General features: G+C 31.5%; 16 protein-coding genes. 12 read left to right on the plus strand and 4 right to left on the minus strand.

Features of this window, described 5'->3' with window-relative positions:
• Positions 1-219: 219 nt before the first annotated feature.
• The 3 genes from V9L04_RS09710 (at position 220) to V9L04_RS09720 (ending at position 2,344) form a co-directional block, all read left to right on the plus strand.
• Positions 220-1,113 carry a S1-like domain-containing RNA-binding protein gene (locus tag V9L04_RS09710; protein WP_338793893.1) on the plus strand — a complete coding sequence of 298 codons (894 nt, stop codon included), beginning with the start codon at positions 220-222 and terminating at the stop codon, positions 1,111-1,113.
• A gap of 318 nt (positions 1,114-1,431) precedes the next feature.
• Positions 1,432-1,944, plus strand: a complete 513-nt coding sequence (locus V9L04_RS09715) for a SiaB family protein kinase (RefSeq protein ID WP_338793894.1) — start codon at positions 1,432-1,434, stop codon at positions 1,942-1,944.
• Positions 1,945-1,957: 13 nt separating this feature from the next.
• On the plus strand, positions 1,958-2,344 hold the full coding sequence (locus V9L04_RS09720) for a DUF1987 domain-containing protein (RefSeq protein WP_338793895.1): 387 nt from the start codon (positions 1,958-1,960) through the stop codon (positions 2,342-2,344).
• Positions 2,345-2,446: 102 nt separating this feature from the next.
• Here V9L04_RS09720 and V9L04_RS09725 read toward each other — a convergent pair whose 3' ends face one another.
• On the minus strand, positions 2,447-4,009 hold the full coding sequence (locus tag V9L04_RS09725) for a hypothetical protein (RefSeq protein WP_338793896.1): 1,563 nt from the start codon (positions 4,007-4,009) through the stop codon (positions 2,447-2,449).
• A 314-nt stretch (positions 4,010-4,323) separates the two neighbouring features.
• On the opposite strand from V9L04_RS09725, the gene V9L04_RS09730 reads away from it, so the two are divergent.
• From V9L04_RS09730 to V9L04_RS09745, 4 genes are all read left to right on the plus strand, one after another.
• Positions 4,324-4,968 carry a riboflavin synthase gene (locus tag V9L04_RS09730; protein ID WP_338793897.1) on the plus strand — a complete coding sequence of 215 codons (645 nt, stop codon included), beginning with the start codon at positions 4,324-4,326 and terminating at the stop codon, positions 4,966-4,968.
• A gap of 222 nt (positions 4,969-5,190) precedes the next feature.
• Entirely contained in the window at positions 5,191-5,877 is a 687-nt protein-coding gene (locus tag V9L04_RS09735) for a LytTR family DNA-binding domain-containing protein (protein ID WP_338793898.1), read from the plus strand.
• A gap of 417 nt (positions 5,878-6,294) precedes the next feature.
• Positions 6,295-7,647, plus strand: coding sequence for a (Fe-S)-binding protein (locus V9L04_RS09740; protein WP_338794193.1), 1,353 nt, complete (start codon positions 6,295-6,297; stop codon positions 7,645-7,647).
• A gap of 168 nt (positions 7,648-7,815) precedes the next feature.
• Positions 7,816-8,610 carry a (Fe-S)-binding protein gene (locus V9L04_RS09745; protein WP_338793899.1) on the plus strand — a complete coding sequence of 265 codons (795 nt, stop codon included), beginning with the start codon at positions 7,816-7,818 and terminating at the stop codon, positions 8,608-8,610.
• Between the two features lie 240 nt (positions 8,611-8,850).
• Here V9L04_RS09745 and V9L04_RS09750 read toward each other — a convergent pair whose 3' ends face one another.
• From V9L04_RS09750 to V9L04_RS09760, 3 genes are all read right to left on the minus strand, one after another.
• Complete coding sequence (locus V9L04_RS09750) at positions 8,851-9,450, minus strand: arylesterase (protein WP_338793900.1); 600 nt, start codon at positions 9,448-9,450, stop codon at positions 8,851-8,853.
• A gap of 362 nt (positions 9,451-9,812) precedes the next feature.
• The gene (locus V9L04_RS09755; protein ID WP_338793901.1) at positions 9,813-10,979 is read right to left on the minus strand and encodes a SpoIIE family protein phosphatase; all 1,167 of its coding nucleotides are present in this window, start codon (positions 10,977-10,979) and stop codon (positions 9,813-9,815) included.
• A 116-nt stretch (positions 10,980-11,095) separates the two neighbouring features.
• A complete protein-coding gene (locus V9L04_RS09760) occupies positions 11,096-12,214 on the minus strand; it encodes a glycosyltransferase (RefSeq protein ID WP_338793902.1) in 1,119 nt (372 codons plus the stop codon).
• A 182-nt stretch (positions 12,215-12,396) separates the two neighbouring features.
• Here V9L04_RS09760 and V9L04_RS09765 point away from each other — a divergent pair, with 182 nt between their 5' ends.
• From V9L04_RS09765 to V9L04_RS09785, 5 genes are all read left to right on the plus strand, one after another.
• Positions 12,397-13,446, plus strand: a complete 1,050-nt coding sequence (locus V9L04_RS09765; protein ID WP_338793903.1) for an NAD-dependent epimerase/dehydratase family protein — start codon at positions 12,397-12,399, stop codon at positions 13,444-13,446.
• Positions 13,447-13,535: 89 nt separating this feature from the next.
• Entirely contained in the window at positions 13,536-14,099 is a 564-nt protein-coding gene (locus V9L04_RS09770; protein WP_338793904.1) for a hypothetical protein, read from the plus strand.
• A 296-nt stretch (positions 14,100-14,395) separates the two neighbouring features.
• Positions 14,396-16,774 carry a TonB-dependent receptor gene (locus V9L04_RS09775; protein ID WP_338793905.1) on the plus strand — a complete coding sequence of 793 codons (2,379 nt, stop codon included), beginning with the start codon at positions 14,396-14,398 and terminating at the stop codon, positions 16,772-16,774.
• A gap of 178 nt (positions 16,775-16,952) precedes the next feature.
• Positions 16,953-17,879 carry an ABC transporter substrate-binding protein gene (locus V9L04_RS09780; protein WP_338793906.1) on the plus strand — a complete coding sequence of 309 codons (927 nt, stop codon included), beginning with the start codon at positions 16,953-16,955 and terminating at the stop codon, positions 17,877-17,879.
• Positions 17,866-18,924 (plus strand): iron ABC transporter permease, encoded by a 1,059-nt coding sequence (locus V9L04_RS09785; RefSeq protein WP_338793907.1) that lies wholly within the window; start codon positions 17,866-17,868, stop codon positions 18,922-18,924. The genes V9L04_RS09780 and V9L04_RS09785 overlap by 14 nt, the downstream gene beginning before the upstream one ends.
• Positions 18,925-18,962: the final 38 nt, after the last annotated feature.

An 18,962-nucleotide genomic window follows, 5' to 3' on the forward strand; every position in this document is an offset into this window, starting at 1 on the left:
AGTAAATAGGTTTTGAGATAGATACAAAATTACTTGCTGAGTAAGTTTTTCTTATTTTAATGAGTCTCAAGCTATAATGACAGAAATAGAGATAGCTGTTTCTAAAAATAGAAATGATAAAAAATAGAGCGAAATAAAGAAGCAGAAATAAAATTATTTTATTATGCCTTAAAATAAAGCTAAATTTGTAATTCAAATTACAAAGTAAAAATAGAAATTATGCCAATCAAAAATATACAAATCGGTCAATATAATACACTTACCATTTTACGCACTTCTCCGAATGGTGTGTATGTTGGAAGTTCACTCTTAGATGAGGTTCTTTTACCTCAAAAGTATGTTCCCGAGACAGCAAAAGAAGGAGATGAAATAGAGGTCTTTGTTTATACAGATACACAAGACCGTCCTGTTGCAGTTATCGAAAAACCATTTGCAGTTGTGGGAGAAATTGCAGCCTTGAGAGTAGTTGATATTACAAGAATTGGATTCTTTTTGGATTGGGGACTTATTGAAAAAGATTTATTTCTTCCTCATGATGAAGTACCAAAAGGTAATAAAGAAGCAAGAGAAACTCAAGATCCAATACGAATAGGAGATTATATGTTCGTCAAACTTGTACTAGACCACAAAACAAATCGTGTAATCGGTTTAGGAAAACTAGGAAGCTTTGTAGAACGAGAAGATATTGATTTGCAAGAAGATGAAGAAGTAACAGCAATTATTGGTGCAGATACAGAAATTGGTTATCGTTGTATTATAGAAAAAGAGGGTATTTATTATTATGGAATGCTTTATCACAATGAGATTTTTGGAGAAGAGCAATTGCACGGACAAAAAAGAACGGCTTACATAAAAAAAGTACGTGAAGATGGTCGTATTGATTTAAGACTTCGCAAAGATGGTTTTGATGGAATTGCTGACCAAAGCACTCTGATTATGCAAAAACTAGAAGAAAACAATGGGTTTTTGCCTATTTCTGATAAAAGTAGTCCAGAAGAGATTATGGATTATTTTAATATGAGTAAGAAAACATTTAAAAAGTTAATTGGAAATCTTTACAGAGAGCGAAAAATTAGTATTGATAAAAAAGGAATTCAAAAAACAGAAAAATAATGTTTGTGTTTTAAAATTATTTTATATATTTACGATATGTAGGGTATTTTAAAATTCTCTTTATTTTTTAAAGAACACACAAAGCTATAGAACTAAGACAAAATTATAGAATTACTTTTTTTGATATATTTTTTTGTAAACCAGCTATTTTGTGTATATTTCTAAAAATTAGTCTGTCTTGATAAAATTCTGAAAAACAAAACAGAATCAAAATTGTCTAATTACTAAATTATAAAATAGACTAGAAAACTCTAAAAAATTTTAGTTCCACTCTAAAGCAGTATAAAAATCTTGAACCTGAATGATTACTATAGAGAAATGCTGGAAGGCGAAGTAATTGTATCGTACAAAGGAGCTCCATCACAGCCTCTTTTCGATGGGATTTTGAGTGTAGCAGACGAGCGATTAGCTGCCCTCGAACAAAAATCTAAAATTCGAAAAAAGGTCTATCACATTATGATAGAAGCTCTTCAAAACGTTTACCATCACACGCAGGGAGAAGGTGTGCAAAAGTCTGAAAGCCCAGAAACAGTATTATTTGTTCTTTCCAAAAATACAACAGGATATGAAATTTCTACTGGAAATTACATTCCAACCTCTCTTGTCGATACCTTGAAAGCACATATTGAACGCATTAATCAGTCTTCTGCTGAACAAATCAAACAGCTTTACCGTGAACAATTACATGGTGGAGAGGTTTCTGTGAAAGGTGGAGCAGGGTTAGGAATAATTGACATCGCACGTCGTTCGGGCGAAAAACTCGTTTATGCTTTTGAAGACACTGGCGAGGATAATTCTTTTTTTAGTTTGAAAGTAAAAGTTTCGGCTTAAACAATATATTTGAATGGAAAATTTTTTCTTAGAAGGTACTAATAAAACACCTCAACTAGATTTTAACTCTAACGAAGGACGCTTCCTGATAGCAGGACGCTCTATTCCAGAAAACTCTATTGAGTTTTACAAACCTCTCTTTGAGTGGTTAGATAATTATGTCAGTCAAGCAAAATCAAATACGATTTTAGATGTAAAATTGGAATACTTTAATACAAGTTCTTCAAAATGTTTAGTAGAGATATTTAGAAAGTTAGAAGCTCTACAACAAAAAAATGACAATGTTCTTATCAACTGGTTTTATGAAGAGGATGATGAAGACATGCAAGAATCTGGCGAAGATTTTCAAGAAATCATAGATGTAAAAATTGTCTTAAACCAAATGGAAGAAGAAGATTAAAAATTTTCCTACTGCCAATTTGAGATACAAACTAGATAGCTATTCCTTTTATACATAATGGAATAGCTTTTTTATTTTTAACTATTACTCTAAATTGTTTTTTTATAAAGTTGTTTTGAGCCTTCCATTTTGCCAAATTCCAGTTTGTTGTTTTCCATTTGTTTTGTAGAGAGTTCCTTTTCCAGTTTGGGAGTTGTATGACCAATCTCCAATATAATGTTCGCCATTAGGATAATACATTGAGCCTTCTCCATGTCTTTGGTCTTGATACCATTGCCCTTCATAACGACTTTTATTTTGATAGTGCATTGAACCTACCCCATGTTTTTGATTATTTTTCCAATTTCCTATATATTTACTGTTATCTGACCAAATATAAGTTCCTCGTCCGTCACGCATTCCTGCCGAAAAATTCCCTTTATAATATCCACCAGAGGCATAATACATAGTTCCTTGTCCATCAAACTTTCCATTTTTAAACTTACCTATATACCTTCCAGATTCAGATAGAAGTTCTCCAAAACCATCTTCACAATTTCCAGTCTTGCAATTTCCCTCTTCAGCATTTACTAAAATATCTTCGTCATTTACTGTTACATCAATTCCATCCATAATTCCGTTTTTAGTAAAACGAATACGCAGATCAAATTTTTTATCTTTATAGAGCCACGTCGAACCTGTTCGATAATTATATTTTTTATAGGGAGTTCCCATAATATAAGCTACATAATTTTGATCTGAATAAGGAGTTACTTTTTCAGTTAGAGGATGCGAAACTTCACCAAAACCAGATTTATTGACAGCCACTTTATACAAAAACCCATAATCATTAAAATAAAAACGAAGTTTATTATTATTAAAAACATATTGAAAATGGTCATAAGCAAGATGAATTTGTTGATACCCTTCTTTTTGTCTCTTACTTGCTAATTTTACTTCTTCACTATCTTTATGCTTTCCTAATAAGTCGTATAATCCATTTGACTCAAAAAAATCTTGTCCTTTATAAACGCCTCCTTCCCAAAACCCTTTTTTTGTTACTCCATTTTGATATACAAGTTGTCCTTTTCCGTGTCTTTTGCCATCTTTCCATTCACCTTCATAACGAGAACCATCTCTTTCTACATAAACTCCTTCTCCCTCTTGACAGTCTCCAGAAATACAATTTTTAAAATGCAATAATACTCCTCTCAATCTTGATTTTATTCGTGAACCAGTATAATAAAACACTACTTCGACAGGAAGATTGCTATATTCCATATAATTTGCATTGTCTTTTGAAGGTTTACCTAGTTTGACTATTGTAGAAGATTTTGTGTCATTCCAAGTCAAATTTTTGGGTAATTTGTTAGAATAAGCTGCAAATTGTTTTTCATTTACTGAATAACTATCATCATACAGCATTATTTTATCAATAATATTTCCTTTATAAAAACCTATTCTAATTCCATTGCTTGGATATGTCCAGATAGAAGTAGAGCTAAGAGACTCATCTTTGAGTCCTAATTTATTCAAAAAATCTCTTACTAAAGGATCTGTTTTAGATTTACCAATTAGTTTAAACAAATTATCTCCATCTACCGTATTAGTCAGTACATTTGTTGCAGAAGCAAAAGTAGAAAACAAAAAAATAAGGCACAAAATACCTACTAAACTATTCTTCATTTTGAATAATGAAAAAGAATAGCTTTTATGAATTTTTATAGTAAGGTTGTAATAATTAAAAAAATATAGAGTAAAAAAAGTCAAATTGTTTGGATAGAATAATAGTGTATAAAGATAGATTTTTGTTACAGTAACACGTTTACTTACAAAGTGTTACCTGTTTTTAGAAGAATTATTAGTCAATAAATAAAACATTTATCATTATAATTGAGTAAACGAATTTGACTAAAATAAGTTCTATTTGTATTTTGAGAAAGTATTTTGGATTTTCGTAATCAGAAATTAAAGTTACAAATCAACATAAGATATATAGTATGTTTACAGGAATTATTGAAGAAATAGGAACACTTATTTCTATAAAAAAAGAAGGTACAAATCAGATGTTTGAAATAGAATCATCTATTTCTAATGAACTCAAGATTGACCAAAGTGTTGCTCATAATGGCGTGTGTTTAACGGTGACAAAAGTTGAAAAGAACAAAAATAGACATTTTGTAACAGCTATTGAAGAAACTCTTCAAAAAACAGATTTAGGAAGTTGGACAGTAGGTTCAAAACTAAACTTGGAACGTTGTATGCCTGCTAATGGTCGTTTTGATGGACATATTGTACAGGGACATGTCGATCAAACAGCTGTTTGTACAAAAATAATTGATGAGAATGGAAGTTGGCGTTTTTATTTTGAATATGAAGATAAAGGAAATTTTACTGTTCAGAAAGGATCTATTTGTACAAATGGAGTCAGCCTTACCGTTGTAGATTCAGAGAGTGGCTCAAAAATAAATGGAGAAACTAAAAAAGGTAGTTTTAGTGTTGCTATTATTCCTTATACCTATAAGCATACTAACTTCCATAAATTAAAAGTAGGTGATACAATCAATCTTGAATTTGATATTGTTGGAAAATACATGAAATTACTTTTTGAAAAACACATCGGAGAATTAGCAATTAAAAGTTAAAAATTACACATTTTTATTTAGTAGTAAAAGTAAGTATAATTTTTAATTCGTAATTGATTTTTCGTATCTTTCAATTTATTAAAAAAACGCTTTTGATGAGATATATTATTCACTTTTACAGCTTATAATTTCTCATTAGCTTCACTGCTTTTAAAAAGTCGTAATTCATAACTGTTCCAAACCTACTCCTAACCTAAGTAAAAACTACCAGACCCTATATATATGAATTGTTTAATTGTAGATGATGACGAGTTTTCTCGCAATGTAATAAAGCATTTTGCTAACAAAACAGAGAGTTTGACTGTACTTGAAGAAACAGATAATGCTGCTGACGCTTTTACAATCATCAAAACAAAAGAAGTTGATATTGTTTTTTTAGATGTTGAGATGCCTGAAATGACAGGACTTGATCTAATGAAAACACTTGATGATATGCCTCAAATTATTTTGGTTACCTCTCGTGCAAGCTATGCTGTTGAAGCATTTGAATATAATGTAACTGATTATTTGGTAAAACCCGTAAATTATGCTCGTTTTTTGAAGGCAGTAGGAAAAGCAGAAGCCAATCTAAAAGCCTCAAATGTAACTGTTGAGAATCAAGATGAAGTATTTATCAAAGCTGATAATAAAATTGTTCGTTTGCGTTTGAGTGATGTGTTTTTTATTGAAGCACTGTCTGATTATGTGATTATTAATACAGAGACACGTAAATATATTATTCATTCGACAATGAAAGGGTTAGAGAAAAAATTGCCTGAGTCTGATTTTATACGTGTACATCGTTCGTATATTGTCAATTTCACTAAAATAATGAGCATTGAAGATGCCAGTGTAGTAATGCCTAGCAAAACAATTCCGATTGGAGCATCTTACAAAAATCGTTTTATGAAAAAACTGAATTTATTATAAACAACAAAGTTTATAAATTAAAATTTGTTAGTCTATACTATAAAAGTCTATTTGATAATTTAATCAAGTAGACTTTTTTTGATTTAGAAGTAATTTTTACAAAAAAAATAAAAAATAGAATCATTCTAAATTAATATAAAAACGAGTTAATTCTATCTCTAAATTATCAAAATCAGTTCTTTATTTGCAAATTTGTTATGCAAACCGACTAAATTTGTTAATTCTCTCTATTTATTGTCTTTACAATTATCTATATTTAATTTCTTCTCAAAACTTTCAGGTTTATTTTGAAGTTGCATACTCAATAATTAGAACAAAAAAAATTAAGACAATAACCATATATTTAATTAGATATTCATTTTTATATAGCCCTTTTTTATGAAACAATTAGAAATTTTTACGTCTCTATTTCAAATTATGCTTTTTGTAACTGCACTTTTGGTTACGGCAGGCGTAATTTTCAGTCGTTATAAATATATTCGACGCAACATCGAATTAGGAAAATCTTGGAAAGGAGAACACAATCCTGCTGAACGCCTACGATTAATGATTTTGATTGCCTTTGGACAGAAAAAAATGTTTGCACGTCCGTTTGTAGGCTTAATGCACTTTGTCATTTATGCAGGTTTCCTTTTAATTAATATTGAAATTCTAGAAATTGTAATTGATGGAATTACAGGACATCACCGTATTTTTGCTCCTTTATTTGGTGCAACTATTTATCAAATCTTAATTGGATTTTTTGAATTACTAGCTCTTGGTGTCTTGACTACTTGTATTATTTTCTTGATTCGCAGAAATATAGTCAAAGTAGAACGTTTTGATAAACCAGAAATGAAAGGCTGGGCGCATCTTGATGCAAATCTTATCTTAATTTTTGAGATTGTATTAATGTTTTTCTTATTTACAATGAATGCAACAGATTCTATCTTGCAAATGAGAGCAACAGATTTGGTAAATAATATGGATGCTGCACACTATAAAGTCTTTGAAAATACTCCTGTTCGCTTTTTGGTAAGTCAAGCACTTATTCCTCTTTATGATGGACTTACAACTACTCAACTTGTCTTGTTAGAACGTGCTGCTTGGTGGTTTCATATTGTAGGAATTATGGGTTTTGCCATTTATGTAACCTACTCAAAACACCTTCATATTTTCCTTGCTTTCCCAAATGTATATTTTACTCGTTTGCAGCCTAAAGGCGAAATGAATAACATGCCTTCTATCACTAAAGAAGTCAAAATTACAATGGGAATGGAAGAACCAGCAGCAGACGCAGGAATGGAAGACGAAATTCCTTCTTTTGGTGCAAAAGATGTAACAGATTTGACATGGAGAAATATCTTAGATGCTTATACCTGTACACAGTGTGGACGCTGTACAGATGTTTGTCCTGCAAACATGACAGGTAAAAAACTATCTCCTCGTAAGATTGTCATGAATGTCCGTCAGCGTGCAGATGAAATTGGACAACGTATGGATGAAATGGGTGAATACTACAAGCCAGATGATAAAATGTTGTATGGCGATTATGTAACCAAAGAAGAATTAATGGCGTGTACTTCGTGTAATGCGTGTGTAGAAGCATGTCCAGTAAATATTAATCCATTAGAGCCAATTTTGGAAATGCGTCGTTATGTAGCGATGGAAGAAGCTGACGTTCCTGATGCGTGGAAAGCAATGCTAACTAATGTAGGAAACAACGGTGCGCCTTGGGCATTTGCGCCAACAGAGCGTTTTAAATGGGCTGATGAAATGAAAAATCAGTAAACAGTAATTTTTCAGTTATCAGTCATCAGTTAATACAATTTTGTTAGAATTAAAACTTTGCTAATAGTCAGTAGTCTGACTTTGACAATAGTTTCTAAAATAAAGATTTAATCCTTTTCTCTAGTTCAAGCGTCGACGCTTGAACTAGAGAAAATAAACATAAAAAATATGAGCGAAGAAACATTAAGAATTCCTACAATGGCAGAACTATCTGCTGAAGGAAAATCTCCAGAAATATTATTTTGGGTAGGTTGTGCAGGTTCGTATGACGACCGTTATAAAGCTGTTACTCGTGCGATGATTCGGATTTTGAATAAAGCAAATATCAATTTTGCTGTTTTGGGAACAGAAGAAAGCTGCACAGGTGACCCTGCTCGTCGTGCTGGTGATGAATTTACTTTTCAGATGCAGGCAGCTATGAATATTGAGGTATTGAATAATTACAATATCAAAAATATTGTTACGGCTTGTCCTCATTGTTTCAATACATTAAAAAATGAATATCCAGAATTGGGTGGAAACTATGATGTTATTCACCATTCTACTTATCTTCAAAAACTAATTAATGAGGGTAAAGTGAAATTTGGAGGAGGAGAATTTAAAGGAAAACGAATTACCTATCACGATTCTTGCTATTTGGGAAGAGCAAATGATATTTATGAAGCTCCTCGTGAAGTTTTGGAAAAATTAGATGCTGAGTTGGTAGAAATGAAACGCTGTAAATCTAAAGGACTTTGTTGTGGTGCAGGTGGCGCACAAATGTTCAAAGATGCTGAAAAAGGCAAAAAAGAAGTCAATATCGAACGTGCAGAAGAAGCTGTTGCAGTTCGTCCAGATTATGTAGCTGTGGGATGTCCTTTCTGTATGACAATGATGGGAGATGGAATCAAGCACTTCAATAAAGAAAAAGAAATTAAAGTATTAGACCTTTCTGAATTTATTGTAGGAGCACAAGATTTATAATATTTGTGTTTTTTTGATAAAAAATAAAAAACTAAATACTCTTTATTTTCTTTGAAAAGTAAAGGGTATTTTTTTGTTTTATCTTTTCTTTCGCTGGTAAGATATCACCAATGGCAAAAAAATTAGTAGAGTAATAATAGAATTAAAAATTAATACCATGATTTATTACTCTACTATTATTTTAGTGGGAAATTAATAAAAAAATTAAAGTAGTATATAAGTAGAAAATAAGAGTGATTTTTAATTAGCGTAAGTCTGACGTAAAAGAGGATAAATAGTTTGCCATATTGTATCTGCTACAATCTCATAACCTTGTGCATTAGGATGCAAACGATCTGAAAGGTTTAGATTTACTTCTCCCATAACACCTTCTAATAAAGAAGGAATAAGAGGAGAGTTGTATTTTTTAGCTAACCTTTCATATACTTTTTGATATTGAACAGCATATTGTGCAGCAATTTGTCCCATCATTCCAAAACCAACAAGTAATTCAATAGGTAATTTGACTTTTGCTATCACAACCATTACATTTGGATATTGTGCTTTTGTACGTTCGATAATTTGCATAAGGTTTTGTTCCATTTTTTCAGGAGTAATTCCTCTAAAAAGGTCATTTATACCTAAAGCAAGTACAAAAATATCTACTTCTTGCTGTTGAAGTACACTAGGCAAACGCATGATAGCACTATGTGTAGTATCACCACTCACACCAGCATTAATGGTGTTGTAAAGTAAGCCGTATTTATCTATTTTCTGTTGAATAAGAGCAGGAGGAGCTTGACTTAATTGCAAACCATATCCCTCTGTCAAACTATCACCGAAGAATATTATATTCTTCATAATCATAATATTTTTTAGTAAAAAAAAACTAAAGAAAATAATTACTTTTTTATTTGAAGATAAAAAAGATAACTTTTCATTAATTATAATGACAGTAGTTGATTATAGTTATGATATAGATAGCTGTACAAAAATCGTGTACTTTTCAAAGAATTTTATTTTTCATCAAAAAAAACGCTCTTATTTAATAATTAAGAATTACTCAAAAAATAAATATAATATCTTATTGTTGAATCTTTACCCTCCAAAAACACTTATTACCTAAACAACTGTTATTTTATTTTTAATTTTGTTTATTGAAGGCTTCAATTAGATATTTTTCTTTTTGGTAGAAACTTATTGAAATAAAATCTTGATTGGTATTATAATCTTATGCCCAATACAAGCACATCATCTATTTGATCATAGTTTCTTTTCCAACTTTCAAATTCACTAGAAAGTTCTTCTAATTGTTCTTGAGATGTTTTACTTTTTATTCTTTGGAATAAGTCTCTAAGTTTTTTACTCATAAAACGTCTATTTTCTTTTCCTCCAAACTGATCTTGATAACCATCTGAATAAAGATAGATTTGAGTGTTGGGTTGTATTTCGAATTCATGTTTGGTATAAATAGCATTTTCTTTTCCATCTATTCCCACTCTATCTCCTTTTATATAGTACAATTCATTATTTTGAATAATACAAATAGGTCTTTTTGCACCTGCAAACGATATTTTGTTTTTCTCTTTATCAATTACACAAATAGCGATTTCCATCCCTTCATGAATACTTGCACGTTCTCCATTCCAAACTGCTCTTATTGCTCTATTTACGTTTTCTAAAATCTTTTCAGGTGAATATATTTTTTTATCTATAACAGCCCGATTGAGAAGTTGATGTCCAATCAAAGACATAAAAGCTCCTGGCACTCCATGTCCTGTACAGTCAGCAACAGCAATAACTATTTTGTTATCCTCATCTCTACACCAGTAAAAATCACCACTTACTACATCTTTTGGTTTATAAAATACAAAGTGACTAGGAAGTAATTCTTTAAGATAACTAGAAGAGGGCAAAACAGCCGATTGTATGCGTTCTGCATATCGAATACTAGATTGTATTTGTCTGTTTTGAGATTTTAATGTTTTGTCTTTTTCATAATTTTCAATGGCACTCTCAACTGTCATCATTAAGTCTTTGGTACTCCAAGGCTTTGAAATATATCTGTATAAATTAGTACGATTCACTGCATTTGTAACCCCTTCAAGACTTGCTTGCCCTGTCAAAAGGATTTTCATACAATTGGGTAACACCCGATGTGTTTCTATCAAAAACTCATCTCCTCGCATTTGAGGCATAATATAATCTGAAATAATAACAACAATTTCTTTTCCTTTTTCTTTAAAGAAATCAATAATTTCTAATCCTTCTTCTCCACTTTCAGCTACTTCTATAATCATAGAATCAGCAAAGTGTTGAGATAGCTCTTGCTTTAAACTATTTAGAATAATAGGTTCATCATCAACACATAAAATAATTTTTTTATCCATATTAAAAATTGAGTATTCTTTTTATAGGGTAAGTGAACGTCAATATACTATATTTTATTTGATAATAATAGTTTTTTATCGAATAAAACACTAAAAACCAATCACTTATATTTTCATTATGCATTTATATTTTTGCATAAAAATTGAGCTGCTCGGTCTGCCCCATCAGCCTGAAGAAATATAGACATACTTTGAGACATCTCTTTTTTCTTATCAAATAAAAGTTGTAATTCTTTCATTAAATGAGTTTTAATTTGGTTTTCTTCCAAAAATAAGGCTGCCTTTGCATCAAAAGCTCTTTTTGCTCTTCCATATTGGTCGTCATATCCCCTTGCTTTTGGAATAAAAATAGTTGGAATTCTACAAGAAAGAAGTTCATTGAATGTATTATATCCTGTTGCAGAAATGGCAAAATCTAAAGCAGGCATTAATTCTATAAGTGGAAAATGAGAAAATGAAATAGTAGAAGCAGGAAGTTTTAAGAAAATTTCTTTCAGTTTATTTGTAGAATTTAAAGGAGGTTTGGGAACAAGTAATCGTATCTTTTTTTGTCTTAGTAAAGAAGAAGAATTTAAAATCAAATCAAAAATTTGTTTGTAGTTTTCTGTTGTAGTGGTGTCTCCTCCTCCTCCTAGATTGACTAAAAGTAAATTTTCATCTTCTGCCACTCCCAAGTTTTTTCTAATGTCTTCTCTTGATTGTAATTCTGATTTTTCTCGTATCAAAATTTCATTACTCCAAAACAAACTATCTTTCTTATTGGCTGGAATAGGAATTTTTGTAATTCCTTGACTATGTGGTGCAATTATATAATCATAAAAACTCTGTGTTTCGATTTTATTTCTGTCCATATTCATTTGTTCTCTATGAATAAAGAATTTTTTCCATTTTAGAGGAAGTCCCAAAACAGAAAGCAAATCGTTCATCGAACCCAAAGGAAAAGTATCTACTACCAAAGCCACAGGACGGTAGGTATTTACAATCGAAGTCAGAATTTCAGAATAAGAAATAGCTAAATCTCGTTTTAAAAGTTTAGAATCTCTAGCAATTGTTTTACTAGGTACTTTGTAGTAGGCAAAACCCTCTTGATACAACAAATGCGAACCTTCCGAAGCTGTAAAAAATAGTGGTACAAGCGAAGAATCTTGTTTTTTGAGCTGACGAGCAATAGCCAAACAGCGAGTAAGGTGTCCTAATCCCAAACCATTTACAGTATAAAAAAGTACGTATTTCATAAGTAGAGTTTTGTTTTTCCGAAACTACTAAAAAAGTATACAATTCAAAAATTCCTTTTCTAAAAATGGTGTTTTTAATTTTCGTATTTTTGTAAATTATTAATTGATTAAAAATCAAATCATTTTTTCTAAATTTGAAATTCATTAATCACTAATAATTTATCACTAACCACTATATAAAGATGAATTATTTTATCACAGGTGCAACAGGTTTTTTGGGAAGTTATTTGGTAGAAGAATTGATAACTACAAGTAATCAAAATCAGCAAGCCATCAAAATAATTGCTTTAAAACGAGCAAGTAGCCAAATTCCTACAAAACTACAAAATTATCCTTCTTCAATTTTGGAATGGGTAGAAGGTGACTTGTTGGATGTTGTCTTTTTGGATAAAATCACAAAAGGAGTTGAAAGAATAATTCATGGTGCAGCTATTGTTTCCTTTGACCCAAAAGACAAAAAAGAAATGCACCAAACCAATGTAGAGGGAACAGAAAATATAGTAAATGCAGCTCTAGCCAATAATGTAAAGGTATTCTGTCAGATAAGTTCAATTGCTGCGCTTGGTCAGCCGTTGGCATCACAGCAAAATAAAAACATAAAAATAAATGCTAATGATAAAATAAATGAACTTACCTTCATAGATGAAAAAGCACGTTGGACACCCGAATATACAGGTTTTAGTGCATATTCTTTTACCAAAAATTTAGCAGAACTAGAAGTTTGGAGAGGACAAGCAGAAGGGCTTGATGTAGTTGTTGTTAATCCCTCTTTTGTTTTGGGCTACGATGAAAATGGTAGAAGTAGTACTGTTTTGATTGATTATATAAAAAGCGAAAAACCATACTATGGAAGTGGCTTTAGTAATTTTGTAGATGTGCGTGATGTTGCAAAAATGACAGTTTCACTTTTAGAAAATTCAGAGTTGTATAATGAACGTTATATTTTGAATGGTGGAACGGTAGCTTATTCGGAACTAATGCCAAAAATTGCTATTGCACTAAACAAAAAGCCTCCTCACAAGCCCATTCCAAATTGGATAAATAAATATGGTTGGAGATTGATTAAAGTATGGAGTTTTATTAGTGGAAAATCACCTATTATTACAAAGGATTCTTTAGAATCGGCAAGCCGAACGACTACTTATTCTAATCAAAAAATAAAAGACAAGTTAGATACAGATTTTAGAAGTTTAGAGGATACAATAAGGTGGATTGCAGAAAAATACAAATAATATTTTTGATTTTATTAAAATTTTAGTTGTAATTCTTATTTTTTTTCTAAATTTGCTTGTAATTCAAAATTCTACCTGTTATATCTGTAGTGAAAAAAATAATTACCCTTTTGCTACTTTCTCTGTTTTCTTTCCATATTTTGGGTGTTTATGTTTCTTTCCAAGTAAGGGAACACTATATCAAAAAAGATATTAAGAGACGCATCAAAAAAGGCGTTCCAGAAGAAGAGTTAGCACACATTATTTATAAACCTTCCATTAAGAATCAGTTTGATTGGACAACTAAAGCTGAATTCCGTTATGGAGGAACTATGTACGATATTGTAAGAACAGAATTTGTAAACGACTCTACACAAATTTTTCATTGTGTAAATGACAGCCAAGAAACTATCCTTTTTAAAGATTTAGAAAAACGATTAGAGGAAGAATTAGCATTACATTTATCTTCTAAAAATGAAAAAAAATCTCCTACATCTGCCAAAACGCTATACAAAACACTAGCTAAATATGTGTCAGATACTCAATTTACTATTTTAAATGCTGATTGGATAGCCATTTCTTTAAAAGAAGAAAATACCACCTTGGGCTATTATTTCAACCTTTATCATTCACTTCATTTAGATATTCATAGCCCACCTCCTAGGCATGTTTGATTTTCTTAAATTTTTGGATAAACGACTACTTAGTCTGTCATTGGTGGAGACACCAACAACGGCTAAGATAAGTCTATAAGTTGAAGGCTTTTGTTTGTATTTTATAATTCTGTCGTTGGTGGGGACATCAACAACAGCGAAGTATAGCAAAAACAATCAACTTCTATTTTATCCTCCTCATTCAATTTTACAGACAACTCCATTTATATTATCAATAAGCAAAAAACAATTTTCTGCTTAGGTTTTTTGGTGCGTCTAATTTTAAAAAATATTGATCTTATTTTAATTTAAAAAAAATGAAACGTATATATTTATCTTCTATCCTAATTTTTTTAGGACTTGTTTTTTGTGCTACAAATTTATTTGCTCAAACTAAGTTAAAAGGAAAGGTAGTTGATGCAACTACCAAAAATGCTATTTCAGGAGCAAAAATTCAAAAAAATGGAAAAGTTATCTTCATCTCAAATGCAGAAGGCGAGTTTTCTATTGATTGTGAAGCTCAAATAACTCTTTCGGTAGGCTTTCTTGGCTACCAAACTTCTACAATAAACGTAGAGTATTGTGAAGAATTTCTGACTGTTTCTTTGGTTGTTGCTACTGAAAATCTAAATGAAGTAGAAGTTGTATCAACAATAAATTCTGATAAAGAGCTTTTAGAAAAACCAGTTTCGCAGGTTCATCTTACTACACGAGAACTAAATCGTGGTTTAGGACTCTATTTAGATGATGTTATCAATGCAAATGTTACTGGCGTTACAATGCAAAGACGTGCTGTTTCTTCTGGACAGCAGTTTAATATTCGTGGTTATGGAAATGGTGTTGGCTTTAGAGGAGCTTCTAATAATTTTGATGGACAAGGTTATAAAGTCTATTTGAATAATATTCCAATTACTGATGCTGAAGGAGTTACTTTAATGGATGATATTGATTTTGGTTCGATTGGAAATGTGGATGTAATTAAAGGTCCTTCGGGTTCTTTGTATGGTTTGGCGATTGCTGGTGTAGTTAATTTAAAAACTATCCGTCCAGAAAAAAATAAAACTTCCATCGGACAGAGTGCCATGTTGGGTAACTATGGACTGATGCGTTTTACAACAACACTCCAAACAGCAACTGATAAAACCTCACTTTTGGTAAATTATGGACACCAACAATCTGATGGATATATGACTCATAATTCTTCAAAAAAGGATTTTATGAATTTAATTTTTGATACAAAACTTAGTCAAAAACAAACCATTACAGCTTACTTTGGATACAGCAATAGCCATGATGACAGAGGTGGAGAACTTTCTAAAGAACAATATGAAGCCAAAGATTATAGTGGAAATGCTCGTTATATTAAAAATAACGCTCATTCAGATGTAGTCAGTTTCAGAACAGGAATTAGCCATAAATATGATTTTAAAAACTGGATTTCGAATACGACAACTATTTTCGGAACAGGTTTGACAAGCAATGTAAGTTCGGCTGGTGGTTGGACAGACAAAGACCCAATTAATTATGGTCTTCGTTCTACTTTTGATTTTAAATTTAACTTAACTCAAAATGTAAGTCTTACAGGAACAGCAGGAATTGAAACTCAACAACAACTTGCTCAAATTATAGGCTACAGCATGGTAACCAATCCAAAAGATTCATTGGGTTATAATATCATTGGAGGAGTTCGTAGTAATCAATATTCAAATTCAAGAACGAGTTCTATTTTTACAGAATGGGTACTTCATTTACCAAGTGATATTTCAATTACGGCAGGTATTGGAAGTAGCAATTTGAAAATAGATTTGGAGAATAGATTGTACAACGCAAATAGCGACAAACCAACAAATGTTTCTGCTAATTATGACAATATGGTTTCTCCTAGAATTGCTATCAATAAAGTATTCAATAATTCGGTTTCCGTTTATGCTTCATATAGCAAAGGTTATAAAGCTCCTGTAAGTGGAAATATTGTACTTTCTACAAGTGGAGAACTTAATACTGGTCTAGTTCCAGAATTTGGAAATCAGTTTGAAATTGGTTCGAAAGGAAGTATTCTGAATGGCAAACTAAACTATCAAGTAGCTATTTTTGAAACTATTTTTGAAAATAAATTTACTTCTGTTGCTGTTCCTTTAGACGCTAACACAACAGCCTATACGTATATTGCTAATGGTGGAAGTCAGAAAAACACAGGTGTAGAAGTGTTGCTAAAATACAATGCGTATCAGTCTGAAACAGGCTTTTTGAGTGGAATTAATCCGTATATGAATGTTACTTATTCAGATTTTAAATATGATAATTTCAAATATCAATCTCTTGCAAATGGTGAAGTTGCTGAAGTTGATTTTAGTGGAAAAGCAGTTGTAGGTGTTGCTCCTTGGGTAGCTAATGCAGGTGTAGATTTCAATACAAACTTAGGATTTTATGGAAATGTAGCTTATTCGTATCGTGATGCTATGCCTTTTACTTCAGATGGCGAAAATGTTACAGATGCGTATAGTTTGGTCAATGCTAAAATTGGTTTTAGAAAGACAATTTCTAAGTTTAGTCTTGATATTTATGCAGGTGCAAATAATCTTGGAGGAACTCAATATTATTATATGGTTTTCTTGAATCAATTACCTGATGCTTATTTACCAGCTCCAAAAGGAACACAATCGTTTGGAGGAATTAGCTTAAAATATAATTTCTAAATTAATAGCTTTTATTATGTCCCATAAGGACACAAGCAACGGTAGATTTGTTCATCCTAAAGTAAAATTGAGTTTCTTTTAGAGTAGTTAAAACCGACTATTTAGCTACACCTATAATCTTACCGTTGCTTGTGTTCTTATGAGCGACATAAATAATTTTCAAAAATAACCATTTAAAATGAATAAAATATACTATCTAGTACTTCTAATTTTCATCTCAGTTTCTACGTTTTCGTGTGGAAGATTTGGTAATAAAGAAAAAGAACAAACAGAAAATAAAACGACAGATTCTACAAATGTAGAAGGCAATAAAAATCAAGAACGAATTGTCAGTCTTTCCAAGCAATACAATGAAATTATTTATGCTTTAAATGCAGAAAAAAATATTGTTGCCGTCGATCTTTCAAGTACTTACCCACCAGAAATAAAAAATATACAAACGGTTGGTTATCATCGTGCTTTGAGTGCAGAGGCTATTTTGTCTATGAAACCAACTTTGATTTTGGAGGATAATAATATTGGACCTGAACATGTCGTAACCCAACTCAAAGACTTGCAAATTCCGATGAAACAGTTTGGAAAATATGAACATACCATTGCAGGAACAGATTCTTTGATACGTGAAATGGGAATTTATTTTAATGCTTCTCAAAAAGCAGAAGAATTATGCAAAAAATTAGATGAGGACATGGAAAAAGCAAAACAAGAAATTGCTAATTACAAAACTATTCCTAAAGTATTAGTAATTCATTTTGGTAGAGCTTCGAATGTCTATTTGGTAATGACAAAAAAGAGTACGGCAGCCAAAATGATAGAATGGGCAGGTGGAAAAATGGCTGTAGAAGACGAAAAAGGAATGAAACAATTTTCGCCAGAAGTAGTCGCACAAGCAGACCCAGATATTATTTTACTGACTGATTTTGGTTATGACAGATTAGGTTCGACTCAAAAAATTTCGGAGTTAGCAGGAATAAGCACCACAAAAGCATTCAAAAATAATCAGATTTATAGAGTCGAAGAACACGACATGGTTTATTTAGGTCCACGAACAGGCGAAAATATCCTTCTTCTTCAAAAATTAATTCATCAAGATGCAAAAAAATAAAAATAAATTTTCTCTTGCTAATTCTAGATTTATCTTTCCGTTTTTGATCATTTTGCTTGTCTTGATGGTGCTTTTTTCGATGCGTTATGGAGCAGTAGAAATAAGCTTAGAAGAAATTTTTTCTTCTATTCAAAAATGGTTTTCTAATACAGAAAACAAAACACTTACCGAACGTATTTTCTTAGAAATTCGCTTGCCAAGAGCCATTTTATGTGTTTTTGTAGGTGCTAGTTTAGCCGTTGGAGGAGTTTTGTTACAGGCTTTATTCAGAAATCCGATTGTCGAACCTGGGTTAGTAGGAACTTCTTGTGGAGCAGCATTTGGGGCAGCTTTGTATTTTACTTTAGGTGCAACTTTTAACTTTAAAGATGCTGATTTTGGAGAATATACACTTCCTTTGGCTGCGTGTTTGGGAGCAATGATATCGACAGGACTTGTCTTTTTACTTTCTCATTCCAAACAAACAGGAAAAAGTGCTATTGTTTCCTTACTTCTCACAGGAATTGCCATTAATGCTTTGTTTTTGAGTGGAGTAGGATTTTTGTCTTACATCGCTAGAGATCCACAAGCTCGTTCGATTATTTTTTGGAATTTGGGAACGCTTTCTGGTGCAAATTGGTCTTCTGTTACGATAGTTGGGATAGTTACTTTTGTGTCAATTTTGATTGCTCTGCGTTATGCCAAACAACTCAATGCACTTATGATAGGCGAAGAAGAAGCACAATTTTTAGGGGTTCGTTTGAATAGCTTGAAATGGAAAATTTTATTAATCAATGTTGTTATGGTAGCTGTTGCGACAGCTTTTGTAGGCATTATTAGTTTTGTTGGATTGATTGTTCCTCATTTATTACGCATTTTGAAAGGTTCGGATAATCGTTTTTTGATAAAAAATAGTGCTGTTTTGGGAGCGTTATTGCTTTCTTTGGCTGACCTTCTTTCTCGTTTGATTGTTGCGCCTGCTGAACTTCCTATTGGGATTGTTACCTCATTAGTCGGAGTTCCTGTTTTTATTATTTTGTTACAAAAAAAGAATTATTTGTTTTAACGTAACTGACAGCTTCCAAGCTGTCAGTATAATATTGC

Origin of the sequence: Bernardetia sp. MNP-M8, assembly GCF_037126285.1 — a bacterium.
GTDB lineage: Bacteria > Bacteroidota > Bacteroidia > Cytophagales > Bernardetiaceae > Bernardetia.

Excerpts from the sequence above, each read along its gene's own strand:
- V9L04_RS09755 (WP_338793901.1), bottom strand. The coding sequence starts at position 10,979 with ATGGATAAAAAAATTATTTTATGTGTTGATGATGAACCTATTATTCTA.
- V9L04_RS09750 (WP_338793900.1), bottom strand. The coding sequence starts at position 9,450 with ATGAAGAATATAATATTCTTCGGTGATAGTTTGACAGAGGGATATGGT.
- V9L04_RS09745 (WP_338793899.1), top strand. The coding sequence starts at position 7,816 with ATGAGCGAAGAAACATTAAGAATTCCTACAATGGCAGAACTATCTGCT.
- V9L04_RS09765 (WP_338793903.1), top strand. The coding sequence starts at position 12,397 with ATGAATTATTTTATCACAGGTGCAACAGGTTTTTTGGGAAGTTATTTG.
- V9L04_RS09760 (WP_338793902.1), bottom strand. The coding sequence starts at position 12,214 with ATGAAATACGTACTTTTTTATACTGTAAATGGTTTGGGATTAGGACAC.
- V9L04_RS09730 (WP_338793897.1), top strand. The coding sequence starts at position 4,324 with ATGTTTACAGGAATTATTGAAGAAATAGGAACACTTATTTCTATAAAA.
- V9L04_RS09775 (WP_338793905.1), top strand. The coding sequence starts at position 14,396 with ATGAAACGTATATATTTATCTTCTATCCTAATTTTTTTAGGACTTGTT.
- V9L04_RS09740 (WP_338794193.1), top strand. The coding sequence starts at position 6,295 with ATGCTTTTTGTAACTGCACTTTTGGTTACGGCAGGCGTAATTTTCAGT.
- V9L04_RS09725 (WP_338793896.1), bottom strand. The coding sequence starts at position 4,009 with ATGAAGAATAGTTTAGTAGGTATTTTGTGCCTTATTTTTTTGTTTTCT.
- V9L04_RS09720 (WP_338793895.1), top strand. The coding sequence starts at position 1,958 with ATGGAAAATTTTTTCTTAGAAGGTACTAATAAAACACCTCAACTAGAT.
- V9L04_RS09710 (WP_338793893.1), top strand. The coding sequence starts at position 220 with ATGCCAATCAAAAATATACAAATCGGTCAATATAATACACTTACCATT.
- V9L04_RS09785 (WP_338793907.1), top strand. The coding sequence starts at position 17,866 with ATGCAAAAAAATAAAAATAAATTTTCTCTTGCTAATTCTAGATTTATC.
- V9L04_RS09780 (WP_338793906.1), top strand. The coding sequence starts at position 16,953 with ATGAATAAAATATACTATCTAGTACTTCTAATTTTCATCTCAGTTTCT.
- V9L04_RS09735 (WP_338793898.1), top strand. The coding sequence starts at position 5,191 with ATGAATTGTTTAATTGTAGATGATGACGAGTTTTCTCGCAATGTAATA.
- V9L04_RS09715 (WP_338793894.1), top strand. The coding sequence starts at position 1,432 with ATGCTGGAAGGCGAAGTAATTGTATCGTACAAAGGAGCTCCATCACAG.